This is a genomic window from Nonomuraea sp. ATR24, from assembly GCF_041950485.1.
GTDB classification, from domain to species: domain Bacteria; phylum Actinomycetota; class Actinomycetes; order Streptosporangiales; family Streptosporangiaceae; genus Nonomuraea; species Nonomuraea ceibae.
On record NZ_JBGNUU010000006.1, the window covers coordinates 1 to 23,727 of the forward strand.

The following is a 23,727-nucleotide window of genomic DNA, read 5'->3' on the forward strand; positions in this document are numbered from 1 at the left end:
GGGCGGGGTCCGTGGGGGCGGACAGGCGGCGCAGGCCGCGTACCGGTCTGATCAGCAGCAGGGCGGCCGACACGCCGACCGTCACCACCGCCGAGCCCAGCAGGAAGGTCTGCGGCTCGACCACCAGGGCCGCCGGGCCGGCGAGCGCCTGGCCGACCGCCATGCCCGCGACCGACCCGGCCACCTGGTAGGCGGAGACCCGGTTGAGGACGTCCGGCGCGACGAGCGTCTGCACGCTGGTCGACCACATGACCGACCAGAACGCCATCGCGCATCCCCCGATCACGTGGCCCGCCATCAGCGTCGGCAGCGGCGCGCCGAGGGCGACGGTCAGCGGCACCGGAGCGTAGCCGATCAGCGCGATCGCCCCGGCGGCCAGCGGCCGGGCCGGGCGCAGCCGGATGGCGACCACGCCGCCGATCACCGTGCCGAGGCCGAGCGCGGCCATCACCCAGCCGTAGTCGGCGCCGATGACCTGCGACGACAGCGGCACGGACGGCCCGACGACCAGGACGCCCCAGAACACCCACACCAGGATGACCGACCACATCCAGCTCCTGGCCTTGAACTCGTGCCAGCCCCGGCGCAGGTCGGCCAGCACGTTCGAGGGTTCGGGCCTGGGCACGGTGACGCGGACCAGCAGCAGGCAGATGGCGCTGACCAGGAACGTCCCGGAGTCCAGCGCGTACACGAACACCGGGCCGGCGGCGAGCACCAGGATTCCGGCCAGCGCGGGCCCGGCGAGCTGGGTGATGGCCTCGGCGATCTTCAGCGTGGCGTTGGCCCGCTGCGGGTCACGGGCGACGAGCGGCACCATGCCGTTGACGCCGGGCTCGAACATGCCGGCCCCGATCCCGGAGAGGAACGCCATCGCCAGCAGCAGGCCGTACGGCGGGGCGCCGTCGAGGAAGGCGACCGCCACCGTGGCCTGGGTGAGGATCCGCAGCAGATCCGCGACGATCATCACGGTACGGGCGCCGATGCGGTCGGCGAGGACGCCGCCGAAGAGCATGACGAGGACGGCGGAGGCGGTCCAGAGGGCCAGCACGTAGCCGACTCCCGCGATGCCGTACACCTGGCCGACCGCGAGGGCGGCGGCGACCGGCATCATGGCGTCACCGAGCAGCGAGATCGTCCGGGCGCCGAAATAGAGGGTGAAATTCCTCGTCCACATAAGCAACAATTGTGGATATTTCCAGATCAGGGCGCTGGTGTCCCAGATGACATCATTGGGTACATTTGCGCCATGCTCCTCGCGCCACCCCTGGACCTGCCCTCGGCCACGCTCCCCGCCTGCCCCCCGCCGCCTCCGCCGCTCGACCCGCACCGCGTGGTCGCCCTCGTCGGCGAGAACCAGGAGCTCTACCCCGTCACCTCGGCCTCGGCGGTCTTCGGCTACCAGGGACGCGAGATCCCCCAGCATTACAGCTTCCGCCTCTGCGCCGAACGCCCCGGCTCGCTCACCACCACGCTGGGCGCCCCCATCCACGTCGAACACGGCCTCGACGCCCTCGACACCGCCGACACCGTCGTCATCGCGAGCTGGACGGTCGCCCCCACGCCCGCCGTGCTCGACGCCGTCGCCGGGGTCCACGCCCGCGGCGGCCGGATGGTCGCCGTCTGCGCCGGGATCTTCATCCCGGCCGCGCTCGGCCTGCTCGACGGCCGCCGCGCCTCCGTCCACTGGGACCTCGCCGCCGACCTGGTCGCGCGCCACCCCCGCATCGTCCCCGACGACACCGTCATCTACGTGGACCACGGCGACGTCGCCACCGCCGGGGCCTCGGCCGCCACCCTGGACCTCTGCCTCCACCAGGTCCTCCAGGAGCACGGCGCGTCCCACGCCATGCGCGTCGGCCGCCAGCTCGCCGCCGGGCCGCACCGCGAGGGCTGCCAGCGCCAGTACCCGCCGCTGCCGACGGCCGGGCCCATGCCGGACTCCCTCGCGCCGCTGCTGGAATGGCTGCTCGCGCACCTGTCCGAGCCCGTCACCGTCGAGGACATGGCCGCCTTCTCCGGCGTCTCCCCGCGCACGCTCACCCGCCAGTTCGCCGACCAGCTCGGCGTCCCGCCGGCCCGCTGGCTGCTGGAGCGCCGCCTGGCCGCCACCCGCGCGCTCCTGGAGGACACCGACCTGCCGGTGGAGACGATCGCCGCCCGCGTCGGCCTGTCCTCGGCGGTCAACCTGCGCCGCCGCTTCCACGCCGCGCTCAACACCACCCCGGCCGCCTACCGCCGCGCCTTCCGCTGACCGGCCCCGTGCCAGGCTCGGCCGGGGGCGGCTACGGGGCGCGGTCCTCCGGGTCGGGGGCGGAGCCGCCGGCGACGAGGGCGTCGCCGAGCTCGGAGCGCAGGTAGAGGACCGAACGGCCGTGCCGCGCGCTGGTGAGCAGGCCGGCGTCACGCAGCGCGCGCAGGTGCTGGTTGACGGCCGAGGTGGTGACGCCGAGCCGGCCGGCCAGCTCGGTGGAGGAGGCCGGGGTCGCGAGCGTCGTCAGCAGGCCCGCGCGGGTCGCGCCGAGCAGTCCGGTGAGCGCCGCGGGGGAGCGGTGCGTCTCCGTCTGCCAGAGCGTGCCCGCGCCGCGCGTGCCGTACATGATCAGCGGCGGCTCCTCCGGCGAGATGGGCGCGGTAACCCCCCGGCCGAACAGCGTCGGCACGAGGGTGAGCCCCTCGCCGCCGGTGGAGCGCCGGTAGCCGGCGTTGGTGGTCAGGCGGACGCGCACCACGCCGCCGTCGAGGGAGACGCGTTCGCTGAGCCCGGCGAACATGGCCGCCAGGCCGTGCGCCGAGATGACCTGCGCCCGGTGGATGATGTCGGCCTGCAGGACCGTGCGCATCCTCGGCCACCAGGGCGCGAAGCAGGCGTGCCAGTACGCGCGCAGCGCCGTGGTGATGCGCTCGCGCACGGCGGCCGGGTCGCCGCGCAGCGGCTCGGGCAGCTCCCCTGGATGCAGGGCGCGCAGGTCGTCGAGCATGCGGTCCAGAGGGACGCGGGCGATGGCGGCGAGCTCGTCGTCGATGCGGGTGAGCGGCGCGTACGGCCGGGGCGTCAGGTAGTCGGGCGACCACATGGACGCGTTCGTGAGGGCGAGGAGCAGGGGCAGGTCGAGCCCGGCCCGGACCCGCTCGGTGCGCCGCAGCCAGGGCAGGTGCACGGGATAGCGCCCGGGGTCGCGGAACGTGCGCAGGGACAGCGTCAGCTCGTTGACGGGCGAGACGGCGAAGCGCACGTCGGCGACGTCCATTCCGGCGAGCTCGTACGAGATCAGCCCGCCGCCCGGGAGCATGACCATGTAGCCATACCCTACATCAATTCGCCCATCGGTCCCGATACGGCACAAAGGGGACCGTGATCCGTACCTTCTTCCCCGAGGACCGCGTCGGCCGCTCGCTCACGCTGAGCACGATGGCGTTCGCGCTGTCCAGCGGCGTCTTCTACACCGTCAGCACGCTGTACTTCACGCTCGTCGTCGGGCTCGCCCCCACCACCGTGGGCCTGGGGCTCGGCATCGCGGGCGGCGCCGGCGTGCTGTCCTCGTACGTCTCGGGACGGCTGTCCGACCGGCTCGGCGCGCATCGCGTCCAGGTGGCGGCCACGGCGCTCAACGGCGCGGCGATGCTCGGCTACACGCTCACCTCGGACGCCGTCGCGTTCACCGTGGTCGCCTGCCTGGCGACGGCGATGCGGTCGGCCAGCGGCACGTCGAAGCAGGCGATGCTGGCGCGCTGGTACACCGGCCCGGAACGCGTCGAGGTGCGGGCCCGGATGCGCGTGGTCACGAACGTCTTCATCGGCCTGGGCACCGTGGCCGCCGCCGCGGCGCTCCTGGCCGGCACCGCCGCCGCCTACCGGGCCGCGATGCTCGTCTCCGGCCTGCTGCTGCTGACGGCGAGCGTGCCCCTGGCGCGGCTGGGCAGCCGGGTGCCGGAGCTGGCCGGACGGATGGCCGCCCCGGCCGGTCCGGCGAAGGGCGCCGCCGCCGGGCCCTCGCCGCTCAAGGACCGCACGTACGTGGCGAGCGTCGCGTGCAACACGGTGGTGGCCATGCAGTTCGGCCTGATGACCGTCGGCGTGCCGCTGTGGGTCGCCTCCACCGAGGCCCCGACCGCCCTCGTGTCGGTGCTGCTCGTCCTCAACACCGTGGTCGTGGCCCTGCTCCAGGTGCGCTTCTCGCGCGGCGTGCACGACGTGCGCCGCGCCGGGATCGCCGTCCGCCGCGCGTCGTGGCTGCTCGCGCTCGCCTGCGGGGCGTACGCGCTGGCGGGCTACGGGAACGTGGCCGTCGCGTGCGCGCTGCTCCTGGTGGCCGCGTTCGCCCACACGCTCGGCGAGATCCTCGGCGAGGCGGGCGGCTGGGGCATGGCCTTCGAGCTGGCCGACCCGCGCAGCGCGGGCGCCTACCAGGGCCTCAGCCAGACCGGCTACTCGATCGCCGCGATGGTCTCGCCGGTGCTCGTCACCGCCACCGCAGTCGAGCACGGGACCGCGGGCTGGCTCGCGCTGGCCGTGCTGTTCGTCGCCGGCGGCACCGGGGCCGCGGCCGTCGCCCGCCGGCACCGCCCCGCGCCCGCCGCGGACGGGCCCCCGGCGGTCAGCGAGCCCGTCGGCTCGCCGCCCGCCTGACAGGCGCGCCGGGGCGACTTGACCGGATGATGTTGCCCGGCTCCCCGGAAAGGGCAGGGATCCCCGGAGACGATCATCCGCTCGGACGACCTGAGGAGCTGGTGTGCAAGACATCCTGTCGAGGATCTCGGACTTCGTCTGGGGACCGTTCCTGCTGATCCCGTTGCTCCTGCTGACGGGCCTCTACCTGACGATCATGCTGCGCGGGCTGCAGTTCCGCAGGCTGTTCTACGCGTTGTGGCTGGCGCTCATCCGGCGCAAGGAGCCGGGCGGCGTCGGCGACATCACCCACTACCAGGCGCTGTCGACGGCGCTGGCGGCCACCGTGGGCGTCGGCAACATCGCGGGCGTCGCCACGGCCATCCACTTCGGCGGGCCCGGCGCGCTGTTCTGGATGTGGGTGACCGGCCTGGTCGGCATGGCGACCAAGTACTCCGAGGCGTTCCTCGGCGTCCGCTTCCGCCGCACCGACGCCAAGGGCGAGCAGAGCGGCGGCCCGATGTTCTACCTCACCTACGGGGTGGGCGGCAGGTTCGGGGCGACGCTGGGCGTGCTGTTCGCGGTGTTCGGCGCGCTGGCGGCGTTCGGCATCGGCAATATGGTGCAGTCCAACAGCGTGGCCGACGCGATCAACGCGCAGTGGGACGTGCCCATGTGGCTGACCGGCGCGGTCATCACGGTGCTGGCCGCCGTCGTCATCCTGGGCGGCATCAAGAGCATCGGCGCGGTCACCAGCGCCTTCGTCCCCGTGATGATCGTCTTCTACATTCTCGGGGCGCTGTGGATCATCATCGCGAACGTCGGCGAGCTGCCCGGCGCGCTCGCGCTGATCTTCACCGACGCCTTCACGGGCACCGCCGCCACGGGCGGCTTCGCGGGCGCGGGCGTCCTGCTGGCGATCCGGTACGGGGTCGCCCGCGGCATCTTCTCCAACGAGTCCGGCCTCGGGACCGGCGGGATCGCCGCGGCGGCGGCCAAGACGACCGAGCCCGCGCGGCAGGCGCTCGTGTCGATGACGCAGACGTTCATCGACACGCTCGTCGTGGTCAGCATGACCGGCCTGGCCATCGTCGTCACCGGCGCCTGGCGCAGCGGCGAGAACGGCGCGCCGCTGACCACCCTGGCCTTCAGCCACGGCCTGCCCGGTCAGTGGGGCGGCATCGTCGTCACGATCGGCCTGGTGTTCTTCGCGTTCTCCACGCTGCTCGGCTGGGCGTACTACGGGGAGCGGTGCATGGACCGGCTCTTCGGGCGGGTGGCGGTGACGCCGTACCGGCTGCTGTTCATCGTGCTGATCTTCACCGGCACGGTGCTGGAGCTGCAGACGGTGTGGACGTTCTCCGACATCATGAACGGCCTCATGGCGCTGCCCAACCTCATCGGCCTCATCCTGCTGTCGGGCCTGGTCGTCCGCGAGACCCGCGCGTACTTCGCCAGACCGGACTGGCGGGACGACACGGTGTCGCGGTGAGCCCACGCGCCGTCACCACGGCCGGCTCCCGGACGGCCCGCGCCGCCAGGGCCTTTGGCCCGGACCTCTGTTTGAAACAACTGTTTACGGGCGCTGGTAGGATCGCCCGAATGGGAGTCCCTGAGGATTTGCTGGCCGCGGCCAAGCAGTGCCTGTCCGAGCGCGGCTACGCCCGCACGACGGTGCGCGACATCGTCGCCGTCTCCGGCAGCAACCTCGCCGCGATCAACTACCACTTCCGCTCCAAGGACGCCCTGCTCACCCAGGCGATGATCGAGACGACCGGGGAAGCGGTTGCCGAGGTCCTCAAGGCGTTCCCGGACGACTCCAAGCAGTGGTTCGAGGCGTTCTGGGGGGAAATGATCGAATCGTTCCGGGCCAATCCGATGGTGTGGCGCGCCAACGTGGAGACGCTCGCGCAGGCGCCCCACCTGCCCGAGGTACGGGCCCGCCTGACCGAAGGGCAGGCGCTCGCCCAGCGCGAGCTGGGCAGGCGGCTGCCGCACGGGGACGAGGCGGGCGCGCAGGTGCTGCTGACGCTGTTCATCGGCCTGCTGGTGCGCTGGCAGCTCGACCCGGACAACGCCCCGTCGGCCCGCGACCTGGTCGCCGGGATCCGCTCGGTGGCCGAGGCCGCGGGCGGCTAACGCATCGCGTGCCGTCCGGCGGGGTCCGGCTGGGCCGGCGGCGGCGTCGCGCGCCGCACGGAACGCAGCAGGACCGGCGCGAGCACCGCCATCAGGCACAGGCCCGCCGCGGCGGCGATCATGGCGTAGTGCTGGCCCTGCGTGAAGGCCACCCGGGCGGCCCCGGCCAGCGCGCTCCCGGCCGCCTCCGGCAGGTGCCGGGCCGTCTCCAGAGCGCCGCCGAGGGTGTCCATCGCGGGCGCGGGCGCGCCGGTGCCGGCGAGGTGGCCCCGGTAGACGGCGGTCCCGATACTCCCCAGCAGCGAGATGCCGAGCGCGCCGCCGAACTCGGTGGCCACCTGCGACAGCCCGGCGACCGACCCGGCCCGCTCCGGCGGGGCGGTGGCGATGATCAGATCCGAGGAGACGGTCAGGACGAGCGTCACGCCCCCGGCCATGAGCATGATCCCGGCGATCAGCAGACCGCCCTGGCCGGTCACGTCCAGCATCGAGAGCACCGCGAACCCGCTCGCGCCGACGAGCAGCCCCACGCAGACCACCAGCCCGGGCCGCACCCTGCGGACCAGGACGGGGGCCAGCCCGGCGGCGAGCATCGCGGTGCCCGCCGACGGCAGCGCGTACAGCCCGGCGATGAGCGGCCTGGCGCCCATGACCATCTGCAGATACTGGGTGGTGAACAGGCTGGAGCCGACCATGGCGAAGACGCCGAGCGTGTTGGCGCTGATGGCCGCGGTGAAGGCGCGGCTGCCGAACAGGCGCACGTCCAGCAGGGGATCGGCGGCCGAGCGCTGGCGGCGGACGAAGGCCACGCCCAGCGCCAGCCCGGTGACGACGGCGAGCACCGGGGCCCAGCCGAGGCCGTCCTGGGCGATGTGCTGGATCCCGTAGATCGCCGGCAGGATCGCGCCCAGTGACAGGGCCACGCTCACCAGGTCGAAGCGCCCCGGACGCGGGTCACGCGACTCGGGGAGCAGCAGCGGCGCCAGGACCAGCAGCAGCGCCATCACCGGCAGGTTGACCAGGAACACCGAGCCCCACCAGAAGTGCTCCAGCAGCGCGCCGCCCATCAGCGGGCCCAGCATGGCGCCACCGGCGAACGCGCCCGTCCAGATGGAGATCGCGACCCGGCGCTGGCCGTCGTCGTGGAACATGTTGCGGATCAGCGACAGCGTCGAGGGCATCAGGGTCGCGCCGCCCACCCCGAGCAGGGCCCGGGTGACTATGAGCAGGTCCGCGCTGGGGGAGAAGGCGGCGACCGCCGAGGCCGCGCCGAAGGCCGCCGCCCCGGCCAGCAGCAGCCGCCGCCGTCCGATCCGGTCGCCCAGCGTGCCCATCGGCAGCAGCAGCCCGGCCAGCATGAACGGGTAGATGTCGATGATCCACAGCAGCTGGGCGCCGCTCGGCGCCAGTTCGGCGCTGATGAACGGCAGCGCGTACGACAGCACGTGCAGGTCGACGGAGATCAGGAGCACGGGCAGGACCAGGACCGCCAGCCCGATCCACTGCTTGCGTCCGGCCCTCATGGCCGGCCCGCCCGGCCGAGGGGGTGCGGGGGGTGTGGGACCGCGGTCGTCGCGGTGGGTGATGTCATGCCGCCGACCATACACACGTTTGGCACAGTCGTGCAAAACACTTGTTTGTGACGATTGTTTGGATAGGGTGGCGGCATGACCGAGCGAGACGACCCGGCCCCGGCGATGCCGTCGCTGACCCTGCGTCAGGCTTTGCTGATCGTGGACGCGGTGAACGGCCTGGCCCCCACCGGCCGCCTGGCCAGGGCACGCCTGCTGGCGCGGGAGGTGGCGGCGGTGATCGCGCTGGGCGCGCCGGAGGTGTGGGCCGACGACGGGCGCGCCCTGCTGGGCCTGATCGGGACCTGGACGACCGGCGAGCGCCTGGCCGTCATCGACGCCGCCGAGCGGTTCTGGGCGTCCGCCGAGGGCGGCTACGAGGAGGGGCTGCGCGAGGCGGGCCTGCTGCCCGGGGCATGAACCGGGCGGGAACCCGGCCGTGCCCGGCGCCGGAGAGTGAGCCGGGCCTCCGTCATCGGTGGCGGACGACGCCCGTCATCGTGGTGCCGCCGGCGGGCACGCTGTTCACCGTCACCAGCCCGCCCACCTCGGCGAACGCGGCGCTCAGCGCGGCGATCCGCGACGCCGGCCACGGCTCGCCGCCGCCCTCGTGGCTGACCGTCAGGCGCACCCCCCGGGCGCCCGACGTGCAGGCCACGTGCACCACCGCCGGCCGCTCGCCGTCCTCGACCGCGCCCAGCGCCTCCCGCAGCGCCCGCGCGAGCGCCCCGGCGACCCGCGCCGGCACGGGCGTGCCGGTCCAGAGCCACGCCTCCACGGGGACGCCGGTCCGCTCCGACCAGGCGGCCAGCACCTCCGCCACCGTCGCGGGACGGCCGGGCGCACGCGTCCCGCTCACCGCGACCGGACCGCCATCCGCACCCCGATGACCCCGTACGTGCCCACCAGCCAGGCGGCGCTGACGTACGTGGACACGACGCCGCCGCCGAGGATCTGCGCGGCCATCGTCACCGGGAACCAGCACCCGGCCACGAGCGGCAGCCACCGCATCGCCCCCCGGTAACGGCCGGTCACCGCGACCGCCACGCCGAGCACCAGCATGCCGAGCATGCTCAGCGGCCAGCACCCGTCCAGAATCATCAGCCACAGCGGGAACTCGTCGTGCGTGGCGTAGCCGAACGACAGCGCGTTCAGCAGGAACGCCCCCGGCAGCAGCGCGAGCAGGACGACGGGCACGGCCCGCCCGGCCCGGTCGCCGCCGGCCCGGTCGGCCCGCAGCCGCCACACGAACGCCCACACCCCGGCCGCGAACATCATGCCGGTGACCGTGTCCAGCGTCTGGATGCCCTCCTGGATCTTCTCCCCGACCACGAGCGTGCCCACGGCCCAGGCGCTCGCGCCGGCCGCGAGCAGCACCCCGGCCGTCCGGGTCGCCGCCCGTCCGTCGGGGACCCTCGCGGCGAGGGTGGTGTCGTGCGGGCTCTCTGACATGGGGCGCCTCCGTCGTCGCGGGCCCCGGCCGGGCGCCGGGGCGGCCTCCACGGTCGCGCCGCCGCGTCCCGGGCCACCAGGGAACGCCGCCATCCCCGCCGTCCCGGCGCTGTCCCGGACCGGACGGGACAGGAGTCCCGGCCGATCCGGGATCGCGGTCACCTCCCGCCGGCGGCGGCGCGTGCCACGCTAGGGAGGTGTTCAGGTATCGCGCGGGCCGCCGCGTCCCGGGCCACCAGGAAACGCCCCCGCCCCCGTCCCCGCCGCCCCGCGACCCGGCGCGGACGGCCGCCGTCGCCGTCGCCGCCGCGGCGGGCCTGGCCGCGCTCGCCGCCACCGGGCTGGACCTCGCGGCGGGCCCCGCCGTCCGGCCCGAGCCGATCGACTGGCCGGTGTGGTCGTCGACGGTGCCGGGCGTCGCGCTCGCCGCCGCCGGGTTCGTCCTCGCCACCCGGCTGCCCCGCCACCTGATGACCTGGCTGCTGCTCGGCGGCGGCGCCGTCTCCGGCCTGAACGCGCTCGGCGCCGCCTACGCCGTCCTGTCGCTGCACGCGCACGGCGGGCGGCTGCCGCTGACGGCCGCCGCCCTGTTCGCCGGGGCGCGGCTCGGGCCGCTGCTCAACCTGGTGACGCCGCTGGTGCTGCTGTACTTTCCCGACGGGCGGCTGCCGTCGCCGCGCTGGCGCGCCGCGGCCTGGCTGACGCTCGGCTCGGCCGGGCTGGCCGCCCTCCTGTTCATGACCGTGCCCTGGCGGCTGATGTCGGCCGGACCCGGCTGGCCGGGCGTCGACGCGCCGCTGCCGCCGCTGCCCGACGCGGTGTGGACCGCCCTGCTGCCCGCCGCGCCCCTGCTGCTCGTGGTGAGCACGGCCGTCCCGGCGCTCGCGTTCGTCAGCCGCTTCCGCGGCTCGCGCGGCGTGCTGCGCGCCCAGCTCCGCTGGATGGCGCTGGCCGCGCTGCTCAACGGCGCGCTCATCCTGCTGCCGCTCGCGCTGAGAGGGCTGCCGCAGGACCTCGCGTTCGTGCTGTCGCTGCTGGCCGTCGCGGGCGCGGTGCTCGTCGCCGTCGGCCGCTACCGGCTGTACGACATCGACCCGCTGCTCGGCTGGACGCTGCTGTACGGCGGCCTGGCCGTGGCCGTCGTCGCCATCGACGTGCCCATCTTCGTCGGGCTCGGCGCGCTGATCGACGAGCCGGTCGCCGCCGTCCTGGCCGCCTCGGCCGTCGCCCTGGTGTACGCGCCGCTGCGCGAGCGGGCCCGCCGCTGGGTGAGCCGCGTCCTGACCGGCCGGGCCGAGCCGTACGAGGTCGTCTCGGTCCTGGCGCGGCGGCTGGAGGAGGCGACAGGCCCCGAACGCCCCCTGCTGGAGCCGCTGCTGGAGACCGCGCGGGCCGTCTGCGCCGCCTACGGCTCCCCGTACGCGAGGGTGGAGCTCGACCAGGCGGACGGCGGGACGCTCGTCGCCGAGCACGGCACGCCGGGCGGCGCCACGGTCGTGCTGCCGATCGGCTACCGGGGCGAGCCCATCGGGCGGCTGTCGCTGACCCCGCGCGGCCGGCTCGCCGAGGCCGACGAGCGGCTGCTGGCCGACGTCGTCCGGCAGACGGCGGCGGCGGTGCGGGCGATCGCGCTCAGCGAGGAGCTGCAGGAGAGCCGGGCGCGGCTGGTGTCCGGGGTGGCCGAGGAACGGCGGCGGCTGCGCCGCGACCTGCACGACGGGCTCGGCCCGGCGCTCGCCGCGGCGGCGCTGAAGGTCGAGGCGGCGGGCAACCTGATGGAGCGCGACCCCGCCGCCGCCCGGCAGGCGCTCGGCCAGGTGCGCGCCGATCTCGGCGCCGTCATCGGCGACGTCCGGCGGCTCGTGCACGACCTGCGGCCGCCCGCGCTGGACCAGTGGGGGCTGGCCGGGGCGCTGCGCAAGGAGGCGGCCAGGTTCAGCGACGGGGGGCTGGCCGTGCGCGTCGAGGTGCGCGGCGAGCTCGACGGGCTGCCCGCCGCCACGGAGGTCGCCGCGTACCGGATCGTGTGCGAGGCTCTCGTCAACGTGGCCAGGCACGCGGCCGCGCGGACGTGCGAGGTCCGGCTGACCCGGACCGGCGGCGAGCTGGAGGTCGAGGTGGCCGACGACGGCCGGGGCGTGGAGCCGCAGGCGGCGCCCGGGGTGGGGCTGATCGCCATGCGGGAGCGGGCGCGGGAGCTGGGCGGCCGGTGCTCGGTCGCGCTGCGGGCGGGCGGCGGCACGCTCGTCCGGGCGGTGCTGCCGTCGGGAGGCGTCGCGTGAGCGTGCCGCGCGTGCTGCTGGCCGACGACCATCCCGTCTACCGTGACGGGCTGCGCATGATGCTCGACTCGACGGGCCAGGTCGAGGTGGTCGGCACCGCCGCCGACGGCGCGCGGGCCGTGGCGCTGGCCGCCGAGCTGCGGCCCGACGTGGTGGTGCTCGACCTGCAGATGCCGGGCCTGGACGGGCTCGCCGCCGCCGAACGCATCCTGGCGGCGGCGCCGGGCACGGGCGTGCTCGTGCTGAGCATGCACGAGGACGACGACACCGTGCTGGCGGCGATGCGCGCGGGCGCGCGCGGCTACCTGCTCAAGGGCGCCGACCAGACGGAGATCCTGCGGGCGATCACCGCCGTCGCGGGCGGCGAGGTGATCTTCGGGCAGGCGCTGGCGGCGCGGGTGAGCGGCTTCTTCGCCCGGCTGGCGGGCGGCGACGCGCCGAGGGCGCAGCCGTTCCCGCAGCTCACCGCCCGCGAACGGGAGGTGCTTGAGCTGATCGCGGCGGGGCTGTCCAACGCGCAGATCGCGGCGCGGCTGTTCCTGTCGCCGAAGACGGTGCGCAACAACGTGTCGAACGTGTTCGCCAAGCTCCAGGTCGCCGACCGCGCCCAGGCGATCATCCGGGCACGCGACGCGGGTCTCGGCCGCTGACCTGCGCCCGGCCGGTCAGGAGCGCAGCAGGTGGCTGGTCAGCTCGTACAGGCGGTGGGCGGCGGCCGGGTCGAGCGTGGGCAGCGACGGGTCGAGCGGGCGGCGGCGGTCGTAGGCGAGCAGGCCGCCCGTGCCCGGCGGGTCGTCCATCAGCTCGATGATCGGCGCGATCGCCCGCTCGACCGGCTGGGCGGCGAGCCTGGCCAGCAGCTTGACGACGGACCTGGCGGGCTGCGCGAGCCCGTCGGCGCCGCTGTCGGTGAAGCCGGGGTGGTGCAGCAGGTAGCGGGTGCGGGCGTCCGGGTGGTTGCGGGCGTACGCGACGCCGAGCAGGTCGGTGGCGCGCCCGGCCTGCAGCATGGCCTTGACGGTGCCGTAGCCGCGCTTGAGCGACAGGTCGTCCCAGTGGATGCGGCCCTTGGTGACGCCGACGCCGCAGATGTTCACGATCATCGGGTTCGCGCCGCGTTCGAGCAGGCCGGTGAGGCCGTAGGCGAGCAGGAAGCGGCTGACGTAGTAGAGGGCGAACGTGGCCTCGTAGCCGTCGGGCGTCTCCACCCGCTTCGGGAACGGCCGCAGCGCGGTGCAGACCAGGCCGTCCAGCGTGTCGTGCCGTGCCTTGACCTCCTCGATCACCCGGGCGTTCTCCGCCGCCGACGTCAGGTCGGCGCGCACGAACGCGGCCCGGTCCGCGGCGCTCAGGCGGGCGGCGTCGTCGAGCAGGCGCCGCCCCCTGGCGGGGTCGCTGCCGACGACCGTCACCCGGTCGCCCCGGCTCAGGAAGTGCAGGGCGAGCCCGCGGCCCATGCCGTTGGTCCCGCCCGCCACCACGTACGTCCCCATGAGTCACTCCGTAAGTCATCGAACGCTGACTTGAGTGAACGTAGCACGACCTCCGCCTACAATGTCAACGGTCGATGACCGAGCGAGGAGGACCGCGGTGCAGAAGAGGGACAGGGAGGCCACCCGGGCGCGCCTGCTGGAGGCCGCCAGGCTGCGCTTCGCCCGCGAGGGCTACGACGCCACCAGCGTCCGCGACATCGCCCGCGACTCCGGCGTCGACGCCACCCTCATCTTCCGCTACTTCGGCTCCAAGAAGCAGCTCTTCGACCTGGCCACCGCCGCCGACGTCCCCGCTGGGCTGCTCGACGGCCCCCAGGAGGAGCTGGTCGCCCGCATGGTGCGCACGGTCGTCGAGCACGACTGGACCGCGTACGGCGGCGAGCACCCCCTGGTCGCCATGCTGCGCTCGTCGGCCCACGAGGACGCCCGCCGCCGCATCCGCGACGAGGTCTGCGCCACCTACGTCGACGCCCTGCGCGACCTGGCCGAAGGCGAGGACGCCGAGCTGCGGGCCGAGCTGCTCAGCGCCTGGATGGTCGGCATCGGCATCCTGCGCTCGGTCGTCGCCACCCCCGCCCTGGCCGGGGCGAGCGCCGCCGACCTGGACCCGCACGTCGCCGCCGTCGCCACGGCCCTCCTCGGCCGCCCCATGTCGGGCGCCGTCGCCCCCACCGGCGAACGCTGACGCACCCGCCTCCGCGCCTGGCCGCCGCTCAGGCACCCCGTGTATACCCTCGGTATATATTGGGCTCCCATGACAGTCCCCCTGGCCCTGCTCGGCCTCCTGGACCGAGAGCCCAGCTACGGCTACGACCTCAAGCGCGACTACGACACGTACTTCGCCAGGGGCAAGCCGCTGCCCTTCGGCCAGGTCTACTCGACGCTCAGCCGCCTGGCCAGGGACGGCAAGGTCACAGCCGGTCAGAGCGAGCCCGGCGACGGCCCCGACCGCAAGCGCTACTCCATCACCACGCTCGGCAAGCAGGAGGTGGACGCCTGGCTGGCCGAGCCGGTGGCGGCCGAGCCGTTCCTGCAGACGGTGCTGTTCACCAAGGTCGTGCTGGCGCTGATGCTGGGCCACGACGCGCAGCGCTTCCTCGACACCCAGCGCGCCACCCACATGCGGCGCATGCGCGAGCTGTCGGAGATCAAACGCGGCGGCGCGCTCGTCGACGCCCTGCTGGCCGACCACGCGCTGTTCCACCTGGACGCCGACCTGCGCTGGATCGACGTGACCACGGCCCGGCTGGGGGCGCTGGCCGAGACGGTGCGCCGCGCATGACCGTCGACGGCCTCCCCGTGCCGGGCCCGCTGCTGGAGGCCCGCGCGATCGACCGCTCCTACGGCCGCACGCAGGCGCTGCGCGAGGCCAGCCTGTCCGTGACGCCGGGGGAGATCCTGGCGATCATGGGCCCGAGCGGATCCGGCAAGTCCACGCTGCTGCACTGCCTGGCCGGCATCTTCACCCCCGACGCCGGCGAGGTCTGGTTCGACGGGCGGCGGCTCGACACGCTGAGCGACGCCCGGCGCTCGGAGCTGCGCCGCACCGCGTTCGGCTTCGTGTTCCAGTTCGGCGAGCTCGTGCCGGAGCTCACCGTGGCCGACAACGTCGCCCTGCCGCTGCTGCTCGGCAGAGCCGGGCGCAAGGAGGCGTACCGGCGGGCGGCCGGCTGGCTCCAGCGGCTGGAGCTGGACACCCTGAGCGGGCGGCGCACCGGCGAGCTGTCCGGCGGGCAGGCGCAGCGGGCGGCCATCGCGCGAGCGCTGGTGACGCGCCCCAAGGTGGTCTTCGCCGACGAGCCCACCGGCGCGCTCGACTCGCTCACCGGCGAGCGGGTCATGGACCTGCTCGTCGGCCTGGCCCGCGAGGAGGGCACGACCGTGGTCGTGGTGACCCATGACGCCCGCGTCGCCGCCTGCGCCGACCGGGAGGTCATGGTGCGCGACGGCAGGGTGACCGATCCGTACGTCGGCGGGGCCGTCCGATGACGCTCCGGCTCGGCCTGCGGCTGTCGCTGCGCGGCGGCCGGGAGGCGGCCGGCCGGCTGGTCCTCGTCGCGGCCTCGGTCGCGCTGGGGGTGGCGGTGCTGCTGTCCACCCTGGCGCTGTTCAACGCCTTCCGGGCCACCGCGGCCCGCCCGTGCTGGGAGTGCACGACCGGCTCCGCGCCGGGCGCCACCCCGGGCGCGGTGCTGTGGAACCACCGCCAGGACTCGTACGCGGGCCGCCCGATCGTCCGCCTCGACGTCGCCGTCCCCGCCACGCGGGCGGCCCTGCCCGGCATCCCGGGAATCCCGGAGCTGCCCGGAGCCGGCCGCCACTACGTCTCGCCCGCGCTGGCCGGGCTGATGGCCGCCGTGCCGCGCGACCAGCTCGCCGACCGCGTCCCCGGCACCCGCGCCGGCCTCATCGGCAGGGCTGCGTTGTCCGGCCCCGACGACCTGGTCGTCATCGCCGGCCGGAGCGCCGCGGAGCTGACCGCGATGGCCGGCACCGTGGCCGTCGGCGAGGTCGCCACCGCGCCGCGCGCCGACGACACCACCGCCCTGTACGAGCACGGGTTCGGCATCGCCGCCGTCGGCCTGGTCTTCCCGCTGCTCGTCCTCGTCGGCACCGCCACCCGCCTGGCCGCCGCCCGCCGGGAGGCGCGGTTCGCGGCGATCCGCCTGGCCGGCGCCACCGCGCGGCAGGTCAACGCGATCGCGTCGGTGGACGCGGCGCTCGGCGCGGCCCTGGGCGCGCTCGCCGGGATCGCCGTCTTCCAGGCGATCCGTCCCGTCCTGGCCGAGGTGGCCATCACCGGGTCCCGGTTCTTCCCCGACGTGGTCGCGCCCACCGCGCTCCAGTACGCAGCCGTGGCCGCGGGCGTCCCGCTCGCCGCGGCCGGAGCCGCCCTGTGGTCGCTGCGCCGGGTGCGGATCACCCCGCTCGGCGCGGCGCGCACGGCGCGGGGCTCCGCTCCCGGCTGGTGGCGGGTGCTCCCGCTCCTGGCGGGCCTGGCCCTGTTCGCCGGCCCGGCGATCGCGCCGGGGAAGGAGCCCGACGCGGTGCTCGTCGACACCGGCCTGGTGCTGATCATGGCCGGGCTCGTGCTGGCCGGGCCCTGGCTGACGATGCTGACCGCGCGGCTGGCCGCCCGCGTCACCTCCGGCCCGGCGACGCTGCTGGCCGCGCAGCGGCTGGCGGCCGACCCCAAAGGCGCCTTCCGGTCGGCGAACGGCATCGTGCTCGCGGTCTTCATCGGCACGGCCGTCGCCGGCATCGTCCCCGCCGTCGTCTCCGGCCAGCAGGCCGCGGGCGGCGGCACGCTGAACGCGGTCCTGCGGGCCTCCTTCGGCGACGACCGGCCCCTCCCGCCCGCCGCCGAGGCCGGCCTGCTGGCCCGGTTGCGCGCCCAGCCCGGTGTCACCGTGCTGCCGATTCACCACCGGCCCGACGCGCCGCCCCTGCCCCTGCGGCCTCCGCCGTGCGACCCGGGCCCCGGCTGCCGCCCCGGCTTCCTGCTGCGCCACGTGGTCGCGTGCGACGACCTGGCCGCCTTCCCGGCGCTCGGCCGGTGCGCCCCGGGCCCCCGCGCCGTGGCGGCCGACCTCAACCGGCTGCTGACCAGCGACAACATGCTCTCCGTCGACCGCAACCTGCCGGTCGTCGACGCGGCCAACCCGGCCGCGCCCGGCGACCCGGGCGCCCGGGCCGGACTGCCGCTGGCCGCGGTGCTGGTCCACACGGACGACCCGGCCGTACGCGAACGCGTCCGCACGCTGCTCGGCCCGTACCTCGCCCGCACCGGCAGCACCGAGACGCCGCAGACGTTCGCCGAGGTCGCCCAGGCCCGCGAGGTGCTGCTGGACCGGGTCGAGGACGCCGCGCTGGCCATCGTCGCGCTGACCCTGCTGGTGGCGGGCTGCGGCCTGCTGGTCGCGGTCGCCGGCGGCGTCGTGGAGCGCAAACGGCCGTTCACGCAGCTGCGGCTGTGCGGCACGCCGACGCGGACGCTGTCGAGCGTGGTGCTGCTGGAGACGGCGGCCCCCGTGGTGCTGGCCGCCCTGGTGGCGGCGGTCGCGGGGGTGGGCGTGGCCGGCCCGGTGATCGGCCGGCTGGCCATCAAGAGCGCCCCGGCGGCGCTGCCGGGCCCCGCCTACTTCCTGACCGTCGGCGGCGGCCTGGTCGTCGCGCTGCTCGTGATCCTCGCCGGGCTGCCGCTGCTCAAGCGCGTGACCGCGCCCGGCGGCGCCCGCTTCGAGTAGGACCGCCGGCGAACCCGGGCCCGGTCCGGCGACCGGCGGTGCCGACCGGCCGATCTTCGCCTATGCTCACAGTGACCCTTCGATCACCATGAGTGTCACTCGTGCGGCAGGAGCTCGGCATGACGGTCAGTCCGGCGCAGTCCCCGGCGACGAGAGCCGGGCGCCGCGACCGGGTCGTGCTCCGGCTCGGCGTCGCCTTCATTCGACCTCGGCTCTTAGCGGACGCCTCGCCGGGCGCGGCCGGCGCACATGACCGACGCCCCCGAGGAGAGTCATGACCCGATACGCGCCGATGCTGATTCCGGCCTGGCTCGCCCTGGGTGACCCCGCCGTGACCCGGGCCTTCGACCGGGCCGGCGACATGATCACCAGCTGGGCGCCGGGCATCGGGCGGCTGGTGGTGATCCGCGACCCGGTCCTGGTCCGGCAGGTGATGCGCGCCCCGGGCGAGGACGTCGACGCCGTGTCGGCCAACCGGCTGCAGGAGCCGGTGGTCGGCCGCCTCGGCCTGGCCGTGCTCGACGGCGACGAGCACCGCAGCATCCGCGCGATCATGCTGCCCGCGCTGAAGGGCCGGATCCTGCACGACCTGCGCGACGTCGCCGCCCGCATCGCGCTGCGCACCGTCGAGACGTGCCCGGCGGGCACGCCGTTCCGGCTGCTGCCGCGCCTGCGTACGGCCATGCTCCACGCCATCCTGCACACCACGGTCGGGAACGACCCGCTCCTGCTGCGCCGGTGGGGCACCCCGCTGCGCCGCCTGCTCAACCTGGCCGACTCCTACGAGATGAACGTGCGGTACGCGCTGCGTGACGTGGGCGGCCTCGCGCTGTGGCAGTCGTACCGGCGGCTGGGCCGCGAGTGCGACCGGCTCATCCACGCCGAGGTCGATCGCCGGCTGCGGCGCGGCGAGGACCACGACGACGTGCTCGGCCTGCTGATGCGGGCCCGCGACGAGCGCGGCGCCCGGCTCACCCAGCAGGCGCTGCGCGACGAGCTGATGAGCGTCATCAGCGCCGCGCGCACCTCCACCGCCACCGGCATCGCCTGGGCGTTCGAACGGCTCGCCCGGCATCCCGAGGCGCTGCGCCGCCTGACGGCGGAGGCAGACGCGGGCGAGGGCGCGTACGCCGACGCCGTCACCTACGAGACGCTGCGCGTGCGGCCGCCGGTCGCCTTCATCGGCCGCCGCACCGTGCGCGCCTACCGACTGGGCGGGCGCGTCCTGCCGCCCGGCACGCTGATCGCCGTGCACCTCAAGAGCCTGCACCACGGCCCCGGCCTCTACCCGGACCCGGAGGAGTTCCGTCCCGGACGCTGGTTCGACGGCCGGCCGGGCGGCTACGGCTGGATGCCGTTCGGCGGCGGCGCCCACACCTGCGTCGGCGACCGCCTGGCACTGCTGCACATCAGGACGTTCCTGCACGTGTTCGCCAGGCACGTGACGATCTCGCCCGCCGATCCGCGGGACGAGCCGGTCAGGTGGCGGGCCGTCTCCAACGTCCCGGGCCGCCAGTGCCGGCTCGTCCTTCACCCGCGCTGAGCCCCGGCCTGCGCCGGAACCTCACTCCACCTCGGTCACCGGCTCGGCGAACTGCGCCGAGTAGAGCGCGGCATAGGCCCCGCCGGCGGCCAGCAGCGACTCGTGGGTGCCCTGCTCCACGATCCGCCCGTTCTCCATGACGAGAATCAGGCTGGCGTCGCGGATCGTCGACAGCCGGTGCGCGATCACGAAACTCGTCCGCCCTTCGCGCAGGGAGCCCATGGCCCGCTGGATGAGCACCTCCGTCCGGGTGTCGACGGAGCTGGTCGCCTCGTCCAGGATGAGGATCGCCGGCTCCGACAGGAACGCCCGCGCGATGGTGATCAGCTGTTTCTCGCCCGCGCTGACCGTCGCGCCCTCCTCGTCGAGGACCGTGTCGTACCCGTCGGGCAGCGTGTGCGCGATCCGGTCCACGTGCGCGGCCTCGGCGGCGGCCTCGACGCGCTCGCGGGTGGCGCCCTCGGCGCCGTAGGCGATGTTCTCCGCGATCGTGCCGCCGAACAGCCAGGCGTCCTGGAGCACCATGCCCATCGCGCCGCGCAGCTCCTCCCGCGACATCGCCGCGATGTCGACGCCGTCGAGCGTGATCCGGCCGCCGGTCACGTCGTAGAAGCGCATGAGGAGGTTGACCAGCGTCGTCTTGCCCGCCCCGGTCGGGCCGACGATGGCCACGGTCTGGCCGGGCTCCACGGTGAGCGACAGGTTCTCGATCAGCGGCCGGTCCGGCGCGTACCGGAAGGACACGTTCTCGAACGCCACGCGCCCCCTGATCCGCGCCGGCCGGGCCGGGACCGCCGGTTCGGGCGACTGCTCGGGGGCCTCCAGCAGCTCGAAGACCCGCTCGGCCGAGGCGGCGCCCGACTGGACGATGCCCGCCATGCCCGCGACCTGGGTCAGCGGCTGGCTGAACTGCCGCGAGTACTGCACGAACGCCTGTACGTCGCCGAGCGAGATCGAGCCCGACGCCACCTTGAGCCCGCCGACGACGGCCACCAGCACGTAGTTGAGGTTGCCGATGAACATCATCGCCGGCTGGATGAGCCCGGAGATGAACTGGGCGCGGAAGCTGGAGGCGAACAGCGCCTCGTTGTGCTCGGTGAACGTCTCGGCCGCCTCGCGCTGCCTGCCGAACACCCTGACCAGCGTGTGCCCGCCGTACATCTCCTCGATGTGGCCGTTGAGCCGGCCGGTCGACGACCACTGCTTGACGAACTGCGGCTGCGAGCGCTTGCCCACGACGGCGGTGACGTAGATCGACACCGGCACGGTGACCAGCGCGATGAGCGCCAGGAGCGGCGAGATCCAGAACATCATCGCCAGCACGCCCACCACCGTCAGCAGCGACGAGATGAGCTGGCTCAGCGTCTGCTGCAGCGACTGGGCGATGTTGTCGGTGTCGTTGGTGGCGCGGCTGAGGATCTCGCCGCGCGGCTGGCCGTCGAAGTAGCTCAGCGGCAGCCGCCCCAGCTTGGCCTCGATCCGCTCGCGCAGCCGGTACGCCGAGCGCTGCACGACGTTCGTGGTGAGCCGGAACTGCGCGATGCCGAGCAGCGCCGCCACCAGGTAGATGGCCAGGACCCAGGCGAGCACCCCGGCCAGCGCGGCGAAGTCGATGCCCTGCCCCGGCACGACGCTCATCGAGGCGACCATGTCGGCGTACGTGCCCTGCCCCTGGGCGCGCAGCCCGGCCACGGCCTGCTCCTTGGTGAGCCCGGCGGGCAGCTGGGACCCCACGATCCCGGCGAAGATCAGGTCGGTGGCGTGGCCGAGGATCTTGGGCCCGATCACGGTCAGCGCGACCCCGGCGGCGCCGAGGGCCAGCACCACGACCAGCATCGGGCGTTCGGGGCGCAGCAGCCGCATCAGGTGGCGCAGGGTGCCCTTGAAGTCGCCGGGCTTCTCGGCGGGGCCGGACATCATCCGGCCGGGCCCGAAGCCGGGCTGCGGCCGGCGCGCGGGCGTCTGCGTGGTCATGCCGCGGCCTCCTGTTCGGTGAGCTGGGACAGGACGATCTCGCGGTAGGTCGGGCAGGTGTCCATGAGCTCGCCGTGGGTGCCGATCCCGGCCACGCGGCCGTCGTCGAGCACCACGATGCGGTCGGCGTCGCGGATGGTGTTGACCCGCTGGGCCACGATGACGATCGTGGCGTCGGCGATCTCCTCGGCGAGCGCCGTGCGCAGCCGGGCGTCGGTGGCGTAGTCGAGGGCCGAGAACGAGTCGTCGAACAGGTAGACGCCGGGCCGGTGCACGAGCGCCCGCGCGATGGCCAGGCGCTGGCGCTGCCCGCCGGAGACGTTCGTGCCGCCCTGCGCGATCGGCTCGTCCAGCCCGCCGGGCATCGCCTCGACGAACTCGCGCGCCTGCGCCACCTCCAGCGCCCGCCACAGCTCCTCGTCGGTCGCGTCCGGCCTGCCGTAGCGGAGGTTGGAGGCGACGGTGCCGGAGAAGAGGTAGGGCGCCTGCGGGACCAGGCCGACCCGCTCGGCGAGCGCCGCCGGGTCGAGGTCGCGCACGTCGACGCCGTCGACGAGCACCTGCCCCGAGGTCGCGTCGAACAGCCGGGGGACGAGGTTGAGCAGCGTCGTCTTGCCGCTGCCCGTGCTGCCGATGATCGCGGTGGTGCGGCCGGGCCGCGCCGCGAAGCTCACGCCGGACAGCACCGGCTCCTCGGCGCCCGGGTAGCGGAAGCCCGCCTCGCGCAGCTCCAGCTCGCCGGTGCGGCGTTGGGGGACGACCGGGTTGGCCGGCGGGCGGACGGTCGGCTCGGTGCCGAGCACCTCCTCGATGCGCTCGGCGCACACCTCGGCCCGGGGGATCATCATGAACATGAACATCGCCATCATCACGGACATGAGGATCTGCATCAGGTAGGAGATGACCGCGGTCAGCGCGCCCACCTGCATGGCGCCGCCGGCGATGCGGTCGGCGCCGAACCAGACCACGGCGACGCTCGACAGGTTCACCACCAGCATCACCGAGGGGAACATCAGCGCCATCAGCCGCCCGACCCGCAGCGACACGTCGGTGAGCTCGTCGTTGGCCGCGCCGAACCGCTCGCGCTCGTGCCGGTCGCGGACGAAGGCCCTGATGACCCGGATGCCGGTGATCTGCTCGCGCAGCACCTGGTTGATCCGGTCGATGCGCTCCTGCATGGCGCGGAACAGCGGGCGCATCCGCATCACGACCAGGCTCACGATGACGATCATCAGGGGCAGCGCGACGAGCAGCAGCGACGACAGCGTCACGTCCTGGCGCAGCGCCAGCACGATGCCGCCGACGCACATGATCGGCGCCGTCACCACCATCGTGCACGTCATCAGCACGAGCAACTGGACCTGCTGCACGTCGTTGGTGGTCCGGGTGATCAGCGACGGCGCCCCGAACCCGTTGACCTCCTGGGCGGAGAAGTCCTGCACCCGATGGAAGATCGCGGCCCGCAGGTCGCGGCCCAGCGCCATCGAGGTGCGGGCGCCGTAGTAGACGGCCACGACCGAGCAGACGATCTGCACGAGCGTCACCCCGAGCATCACCAGCCCGACGCGGACGATGTAGTCGGTGTCGCCCTTGACGACGCCGTCGTCGATGATGTCGGCGTTCAGCGTGGGCAGGTAGAGCGTGGCCAGCGTCTGGACGAACTGGAAGAGCACGACGAGCGTGATCTCTTTCCCGTACGGCCTGAGCCGGGCCCGCAGGAGACGGAGCAGCATCAGGGAGCGCTTCCTGTGGAAGGGGCGGGGGAGTGGCGCACGAGGAGACCGTCGAGCAGCATGGAGACGATCTCGTCGTCGTCCACGTCGCCGATCTCCGCGCCGCCGTGCCCGAGGTCGGCGTGCGCGCTGACCGCGACCAGCGTGAACAGCAGGTGGGCGGTGGTCTCGGGGGACCGGCGCAGCAGGTGGCGGTCGGGTTCGACGAGGGCGGCGAGCGCGGCGGCCAGCCGGTCCCGGCCTTCCACCATCCGGTCGCGGAAGCACGCGTCGCCGTTCATCAGCTCGCGGGGCGCGGTGAGGAGGTTGGCGTTGGCCCGCATCCCGGCTCTCAGGATCGCGACGGCCTCGCGCAGCCGCTCGCGCAGCCCGGCCGTGGTCGCGCCGACGGCCGCCAGCGCGTCGATCCCGGGCTGCGGGTCGAACGCGTTCATGAGCGCCGCGCGCAGCAGGGACGCCTTGTCGGGGAAGACGCCGAAGATCGTGCCTTCGGCCACTCCGGCGGCCTCGGCGATCTGGCGGGTGCTCACCGCGGTGCCGTGCTCGCGCAGCAGGGGGACGGTGGCGGCGATGAGCGCCGCCCGGCGGTCTTCCGGCGCCATGGCCGGCACTCTGCGCCTTTTGGACATGCCGGACACCCTAATGAGCGAGCGCTCACTCGTCCAACGGGTTTTCGGGGCGTCCGGT

Annotated in this window: 21 protein-coding genes; 12 read left to right on the forward strand and 9 right to left on the reverse strand. The window is 74.4% G+C overall.

Annotation, left to right across the window (positions count from 1 at the left end; translation table 11 throughout):
• Positions 1-1,174, reverse strand: a 1,174-nt coding sequence (locus ACBI99_RS17205) for an MFS transporter (protein WP_375072693.1), incomplete at its 3' end; no start/stop codon positions are given.
• A gap of 72 nt (positions 1,175-1,246) precedes the next feature.
• On the opposite strand from ACBI99_RS17205, the gene ACBI99_RS17210 reads away from it, so the two are divergent.
• The gene (locus ACBI99_RS17210) at positions 1,247-2,251 is read left to right on the forward strand and encodes a GlxA family transcriptional regulator (protein WP_375072694.1); all 1,005 of its coding nucleotides are present in this window, start codon (positions 1,247-1,249) and stop codon (positions 2,249-2,251) included.
• Positions 2,252-2,282: 31 nt separating this feature from the next.
• Here ACBI99_RS17210 and ACBI99_RS17215 read toward each other — a convergent pair whose 3' ends face one another.
• Positions 2,283-3,296, reverse strand: a complete 1,014-nt coding sequence (locus tag ACBI99_RS17215; protein WP_375072695.1) for a DUF5937 family protein — start codon at positions 3,294-3,296, stop codon at positions 2,283-2,285.
• Positions 3,297-3,352: 56 nt separating this feature from the next.
• Between ACBI99_RS17215 and ACBI99_RS17220 the strand changes: the two genes are divergently transcribed.
• The 3 genes from ACBI99_RS17220 to ACBI99_RS17230 all read left to right on the forward strand — a co-directional run bounded on the left by ACBI99_RS17220 (position 3,353) and on the right by ACBI99_RS17230 (position 6,745).
• On the forward strand, positions 3,353-4,627 hold the full coding sequence (locus tag ACBI99_RS17220) for an MFS transporter (protein WP_357593845.1): 1,275 nt from the start codon (positions 3,353-3,355) through the stop codon (positions 4,625-4,627).
• 103 nt (positions 4,628-4,730) lie between these two features.
• Positions 4,731-6,098, forward strand: a complete 1,368-nt coding sequence (locus ACBI99_RS17225; RefSeq protein ID WP_364177335.1) for a sodium:alanine symporter family protein — start codon at positions 4,731-4,733, stop codon at positions 6,096-6,098.
• A gap of 110 nt (positions 6,099-6,208) precedes the next feature.
• Positions 6,209-6,745: a TetR/AcrR family transcriptional regulator gene (locus tag ACBI99_RS17230; RefSeq protein WP_219510961.1), complete on the forward strand. Its 537-nt coding sequence runs from the start codon at positions 6,209-6,211 to the stop codon at positions 6,743-6,745.
• Here ACBI99_RS17230 and ACBI99_RS17235 read toward each other — a convergent pair.
• Complete coding sequence (locus ACBI99_RS17235) at positions 6,742-8,268, reverse strand: MFS transporter (protein ID WP_219510962.1); 1,527 nt, start codon at positions 8,266-8,268, stop codon at positions 6,742-6,744. The genes ACBI99_RS17230 and ACBI99_RS17235 overlap by 4 nt on opposite strands.
• A 144-nt stretch (positions 8,269-8,412) precedes the next feature.
• Here ACBI99_RS17235 and ACBI99_RS17240 point away from each other — a divergent pair, with 144 nt between their 5' ends.
• Positions 8,413-8,736, forward strand: a complete 324-nt coding sequence (locus tag ACBI99_RS17240; RefSeq protein ID WP_357593847.1) for a hypothetical protein — start codon at positions 8,413-8,415, stop codon at positions 8,734-8,736.
• A 52-nt stretch (positions 8,737-8,788) separates the two neighbouring features.
• On the opposite strand, the gene ACBI99_RS17245 is transcribed toward ACBI99_RS17240, so the two are convergent.
• Complete coding sequence (locus ACBI99_RS17245) at positions 8,789-9,175, reverse strand: hypothetical protein (RefSeq protein WP_219510966.1); 387 nt, start codon at positions 9,173-9,175, stop codon at positions 8,789-8,791.
• On the reverse strand, positions 9,172-9,768 hold the full coding sequence (locus ACBI99_RS17250; protein ID WP_219510968.1) for a hypothetical protein: 597 nt from the start codon (positions 9,766-9,768) through the stop codon (positions 9,172-9,174). Before ACBI99_RS17250 ends, ACBI99_RS17245 begins: the two co-directional genes overlap by 4 nt.
• 197 nt (positions 9,769-9,965) lie before the next feature.
• Between ACBI99_RS17250 and ACBI99_RS17255 the strand changes: the two genes are divergently transcribed.
• Both ACBI99_RS17255 and ACBI99_RS17260 read left to right on the forward strand, forming a co-directional pair.
• The gene (locus ACBI99_RS17255) at positions 9,966-12,050 is read left to right on the forward strand and encodes a sensor histidine kinase (protein WP_375072696.1); all 2,085 of its coding nucleotides are present in this window, start codon (positions 9,966-9,968) and stop codon (positions 12,048-12,050) included.
• Positions 12,047-12,700, forward strand: coding sequence for a response regulator transcription factor (locus tag ACBI99_RS17260; protein WP_219510972.1), 654 nt, complete (start codon positions 12,047-12,049; stop codon positions 12,698-12,700). Before ACBI99_RS17255 ends, ACBI99_RS17260 begins: the two co-directional genes overlap by 4 nt.
• Positions 12,701-12,715: 15 nt before the next feature.
• On the opposite strand, the gene ACBI99_RS17265 is transcribed toward ACBI99_RS17260, so the two are convergent.
• Positions 12,716-13,543 carry an SDR family NAD(P)-dependent oxidoreductase gene (locus ACBI99_RS17265; RefSeq protein ID WP_375072697.1) on the reverse strand — a complete coding sequence of 276 codons (828 nt, stop codon included), beginning with the start codon at positions 13,541-13,543 and terminating at the stop codon, positions 12,716-12,718.
• Positions 13,544-13,640: 97 nt separating this feature from the next.
• Here ACBI99_RS17265 and ACBI99_RS17270 point away from each other — a divergent pair, with 97 nt between their 5' ends.
• The 5 genes from ACBI99_RS17270 to ACBI99_RS17290 all read left to right on the forward strand — a co-directional run bounded on the left by ACBI99_RS17270 (position 13,641) and on the right by ACBI99_RS17290 (position 19,333).
• On the forward strand, positions 13,641-14,228 hold the full coding sequence (locus ACBI99_RS17270) for a TetR family transcriptional regulator (RefSeq protein ID WP_375072698.1): 588 nt from the start codon (positions 13,641-13,643) through the stop codon (positions 14,226-14,228).
• A 69-nt stretch (positions 14,229-14,297) separates the two neighbouring features.
• Positions 14,298-14,825 (forward strand): PadR family transcriptional regulator, encoded by a 528-nt coding sequence (locus ACBI99_RS17275; RefSeq protein ID WP_219510980.1) that lies wholly within the window; start codon positions 14,298-14,300, stop codon positions 14,823-14,825.
• Positions 14,822-15,532: an ABC transporter ATP-binding protein gene (locus tag ACBI99_RS17280; RefSeq protein ID WP_219510982.1), complete on the forward strand. Its 711-nt coding sequence runs from the start codon at positions 14,822-14,824 to the stop codon at positions 15,530-15,532. The genes ACBI99_RS17275 and ACBI99_RS17280 overlap by 4 nt, the downstream gene beginning before the upstream one ends.
• A complete protein-coding gene (locus ACBI99_RS17285) occupies positions 15,529-17,790 on the forward strand; it encodes an FtsX-like permease family protein (protein WP_375072699.1) in 2,262 nt (753 codons plus the stop codon). The genes ACBI99_RS17280 and ACBI99_RS17285 overlap by 4 nt, the downstream gene beginning before the upstream one ends.
• A gap of 274 nt (positions 17,791-18,064) precedes the next feature.
• The gene (locus ACBI99_RS17290) at positions 18,065-19,333 is read left to right on the forward strand and encodes a cytochrome P450 (RefSeq protein ID WP_375072700.1); all 1,269 of its coding nucleotides are present in this window, start codon (positions 18,065-18,067) and stop codon (positions 19,331-19,333) included.
• Between the two features lie 21 nt (positions 19,334-19,354).
• Here the strand turns inward: ACBI99_RS17290 and ACBI99_RS17295 are convergent, their stop codons facing one another.
• Genes ACBI99_RS17295 through ACBI99_RS17305 form a run of 3 tightly spaced genes read right to left on the reverse strand, consistent with a single transcriptional unit; the run spans position 19,355 to position 23,642 of the window.
• Entirely contained in the window at positions 19,355-21,307 is a 1,953-nt protein-coding gene (locus ACBI99_RS17295; RefSeq protein ID WP_219510988.1) for an ABC transporter ATP-binding protein, read from the reverse strand.
• Positions 21,304-23,040 carry an ABC transporter ATP-binding protein gene (locus ACBI99_RS17300; protein WP_219510989.1) on the reverse strand — a complete coding sequence of 579 codons (1,737 nt, stop codon included), beginning with the start codon at positions 23,038-23,040 and terminating at the stop codon, positions 21,304-21,306. The genes ACBI99_RS17295 and ACBI99_RS17300 overlap by 4 nt, the downstream gene beginning before the upstream one ends.
• Positions 23,040-23,642 (reverse strand): TetR/AcrR family transcriptional regulator, encoded by a 603-nt coding sequence (locus ACBI99_RS17305; RefSeq protein WP_219511013.1) that lies wholly within the window; start codon positions 23,640-23,642, stop codon positions 23,040-23,042. Before ACBI99_RS17305 ends, ACBI99_RS17300 begins: the two co-directional genes overlap by 1 nt.
• Positions 23,643-23,727: the final 85 nt, after the last annotated feature.

Coding starts and splice junctions, on each gene's coding strand:
- ACBI99_RS17210 (WP_375072694.1), top strand. CDS start 1,247: ATGCTCCTCGCGCCACCCCTGGACCTGCCCTCGGCCACGCTCCCCGCC.
- ACBI99_RS17215 (WP_375072695.1), bottom strand. CDS start 3,296: ATGGTCATGCTCCCGGGCGGCGGGCTGATCTCGTACGAGCTCGCCGGA.
- ACBI99_RS17230 (WP_219510961.1), top strand. CDS start 6,209: ATGGGAGTCCCTGAGGATTTGCTGGCCGCGGCCAAGCAGTGCCTGTCC.
- ACBI99_RS17235 (WP_219510962.1), bottom strand. CDS start 8,268: ATGAGGGCCGGACGCAAGCAGTGGATCGGGCTGGCGGTCCTGGTCCTG.
- ACBI99_RS17240 (WP_357593847.1), top strand. CDS start 8,413: ATGACCGAGCGAGACGACCCGGCCCCGGCGATGCCGTCGCTGACCCTG.
- ACBI99_RS17250 (WP_219510968.1), bottom strand. CDS start 9,768: ATGTCAGAGAGCCCGCACGACACCACCCTCGCCGCGAGGGTCCCCGAC.
- ACBI99_RS17265 (WP_375072697.1), bottom strand. CDS start 13,543: ATGGGGACGTACGTGGTGGCGGGCGGGACCAACGGCATGGGCCGCGGG.
- ACBI99_RS17275 (WP_219510980.1), top strand. CDS start 14,298: ATGACAGTCCCCCTGGCCCTGCTCGGCCTCCTGGACCGAGAGCCCAGC.
- ACBI99_RS17280 (WP_219510982.1), top strand. CDS start 14,822: ATGACCGTCGACGGCCTCCCCGTGCCGGGCCCGCTGCTGGAGGCCCGC.
- ACBI99_RS17285 (WP_375072699.1), top strand. CDS start 15,529: ATGACGCTCCGGCTCGGCCTGCGGCTGTCGCTGCGCGGCGGCCGGGAG.
- ACBI99_RS17290 (WP_375072700.1), top strand. CDS start 18,065: ATGACCCGATACGCGCCGATGCTGATTCCGGCCTGGCTCGCCCTGGGT.
- ACBI99_RS17295 (WP_219510988.1), bottom strand. CDS start 21,307: ATGACCACGCAGACGCCCGCGCGCCGGCCGCAGCCCGGCTTCGGGCCC.
- ACBI99_RS17300 (WP_219510989.1), bottom strand. CDS start 23,040: ATGCTGCTCCGTCTCCTGCGGGCCCGGCTCAGGCCGTACGGGAAAGAG.
- ACBI99_RS17305 (WP_219511013.1), bottom strand. CDS start 23,642: ATGGCGCCGGAAGACCGCCGGGCGGCGCTCATCGCCGCCACCGTCCCC.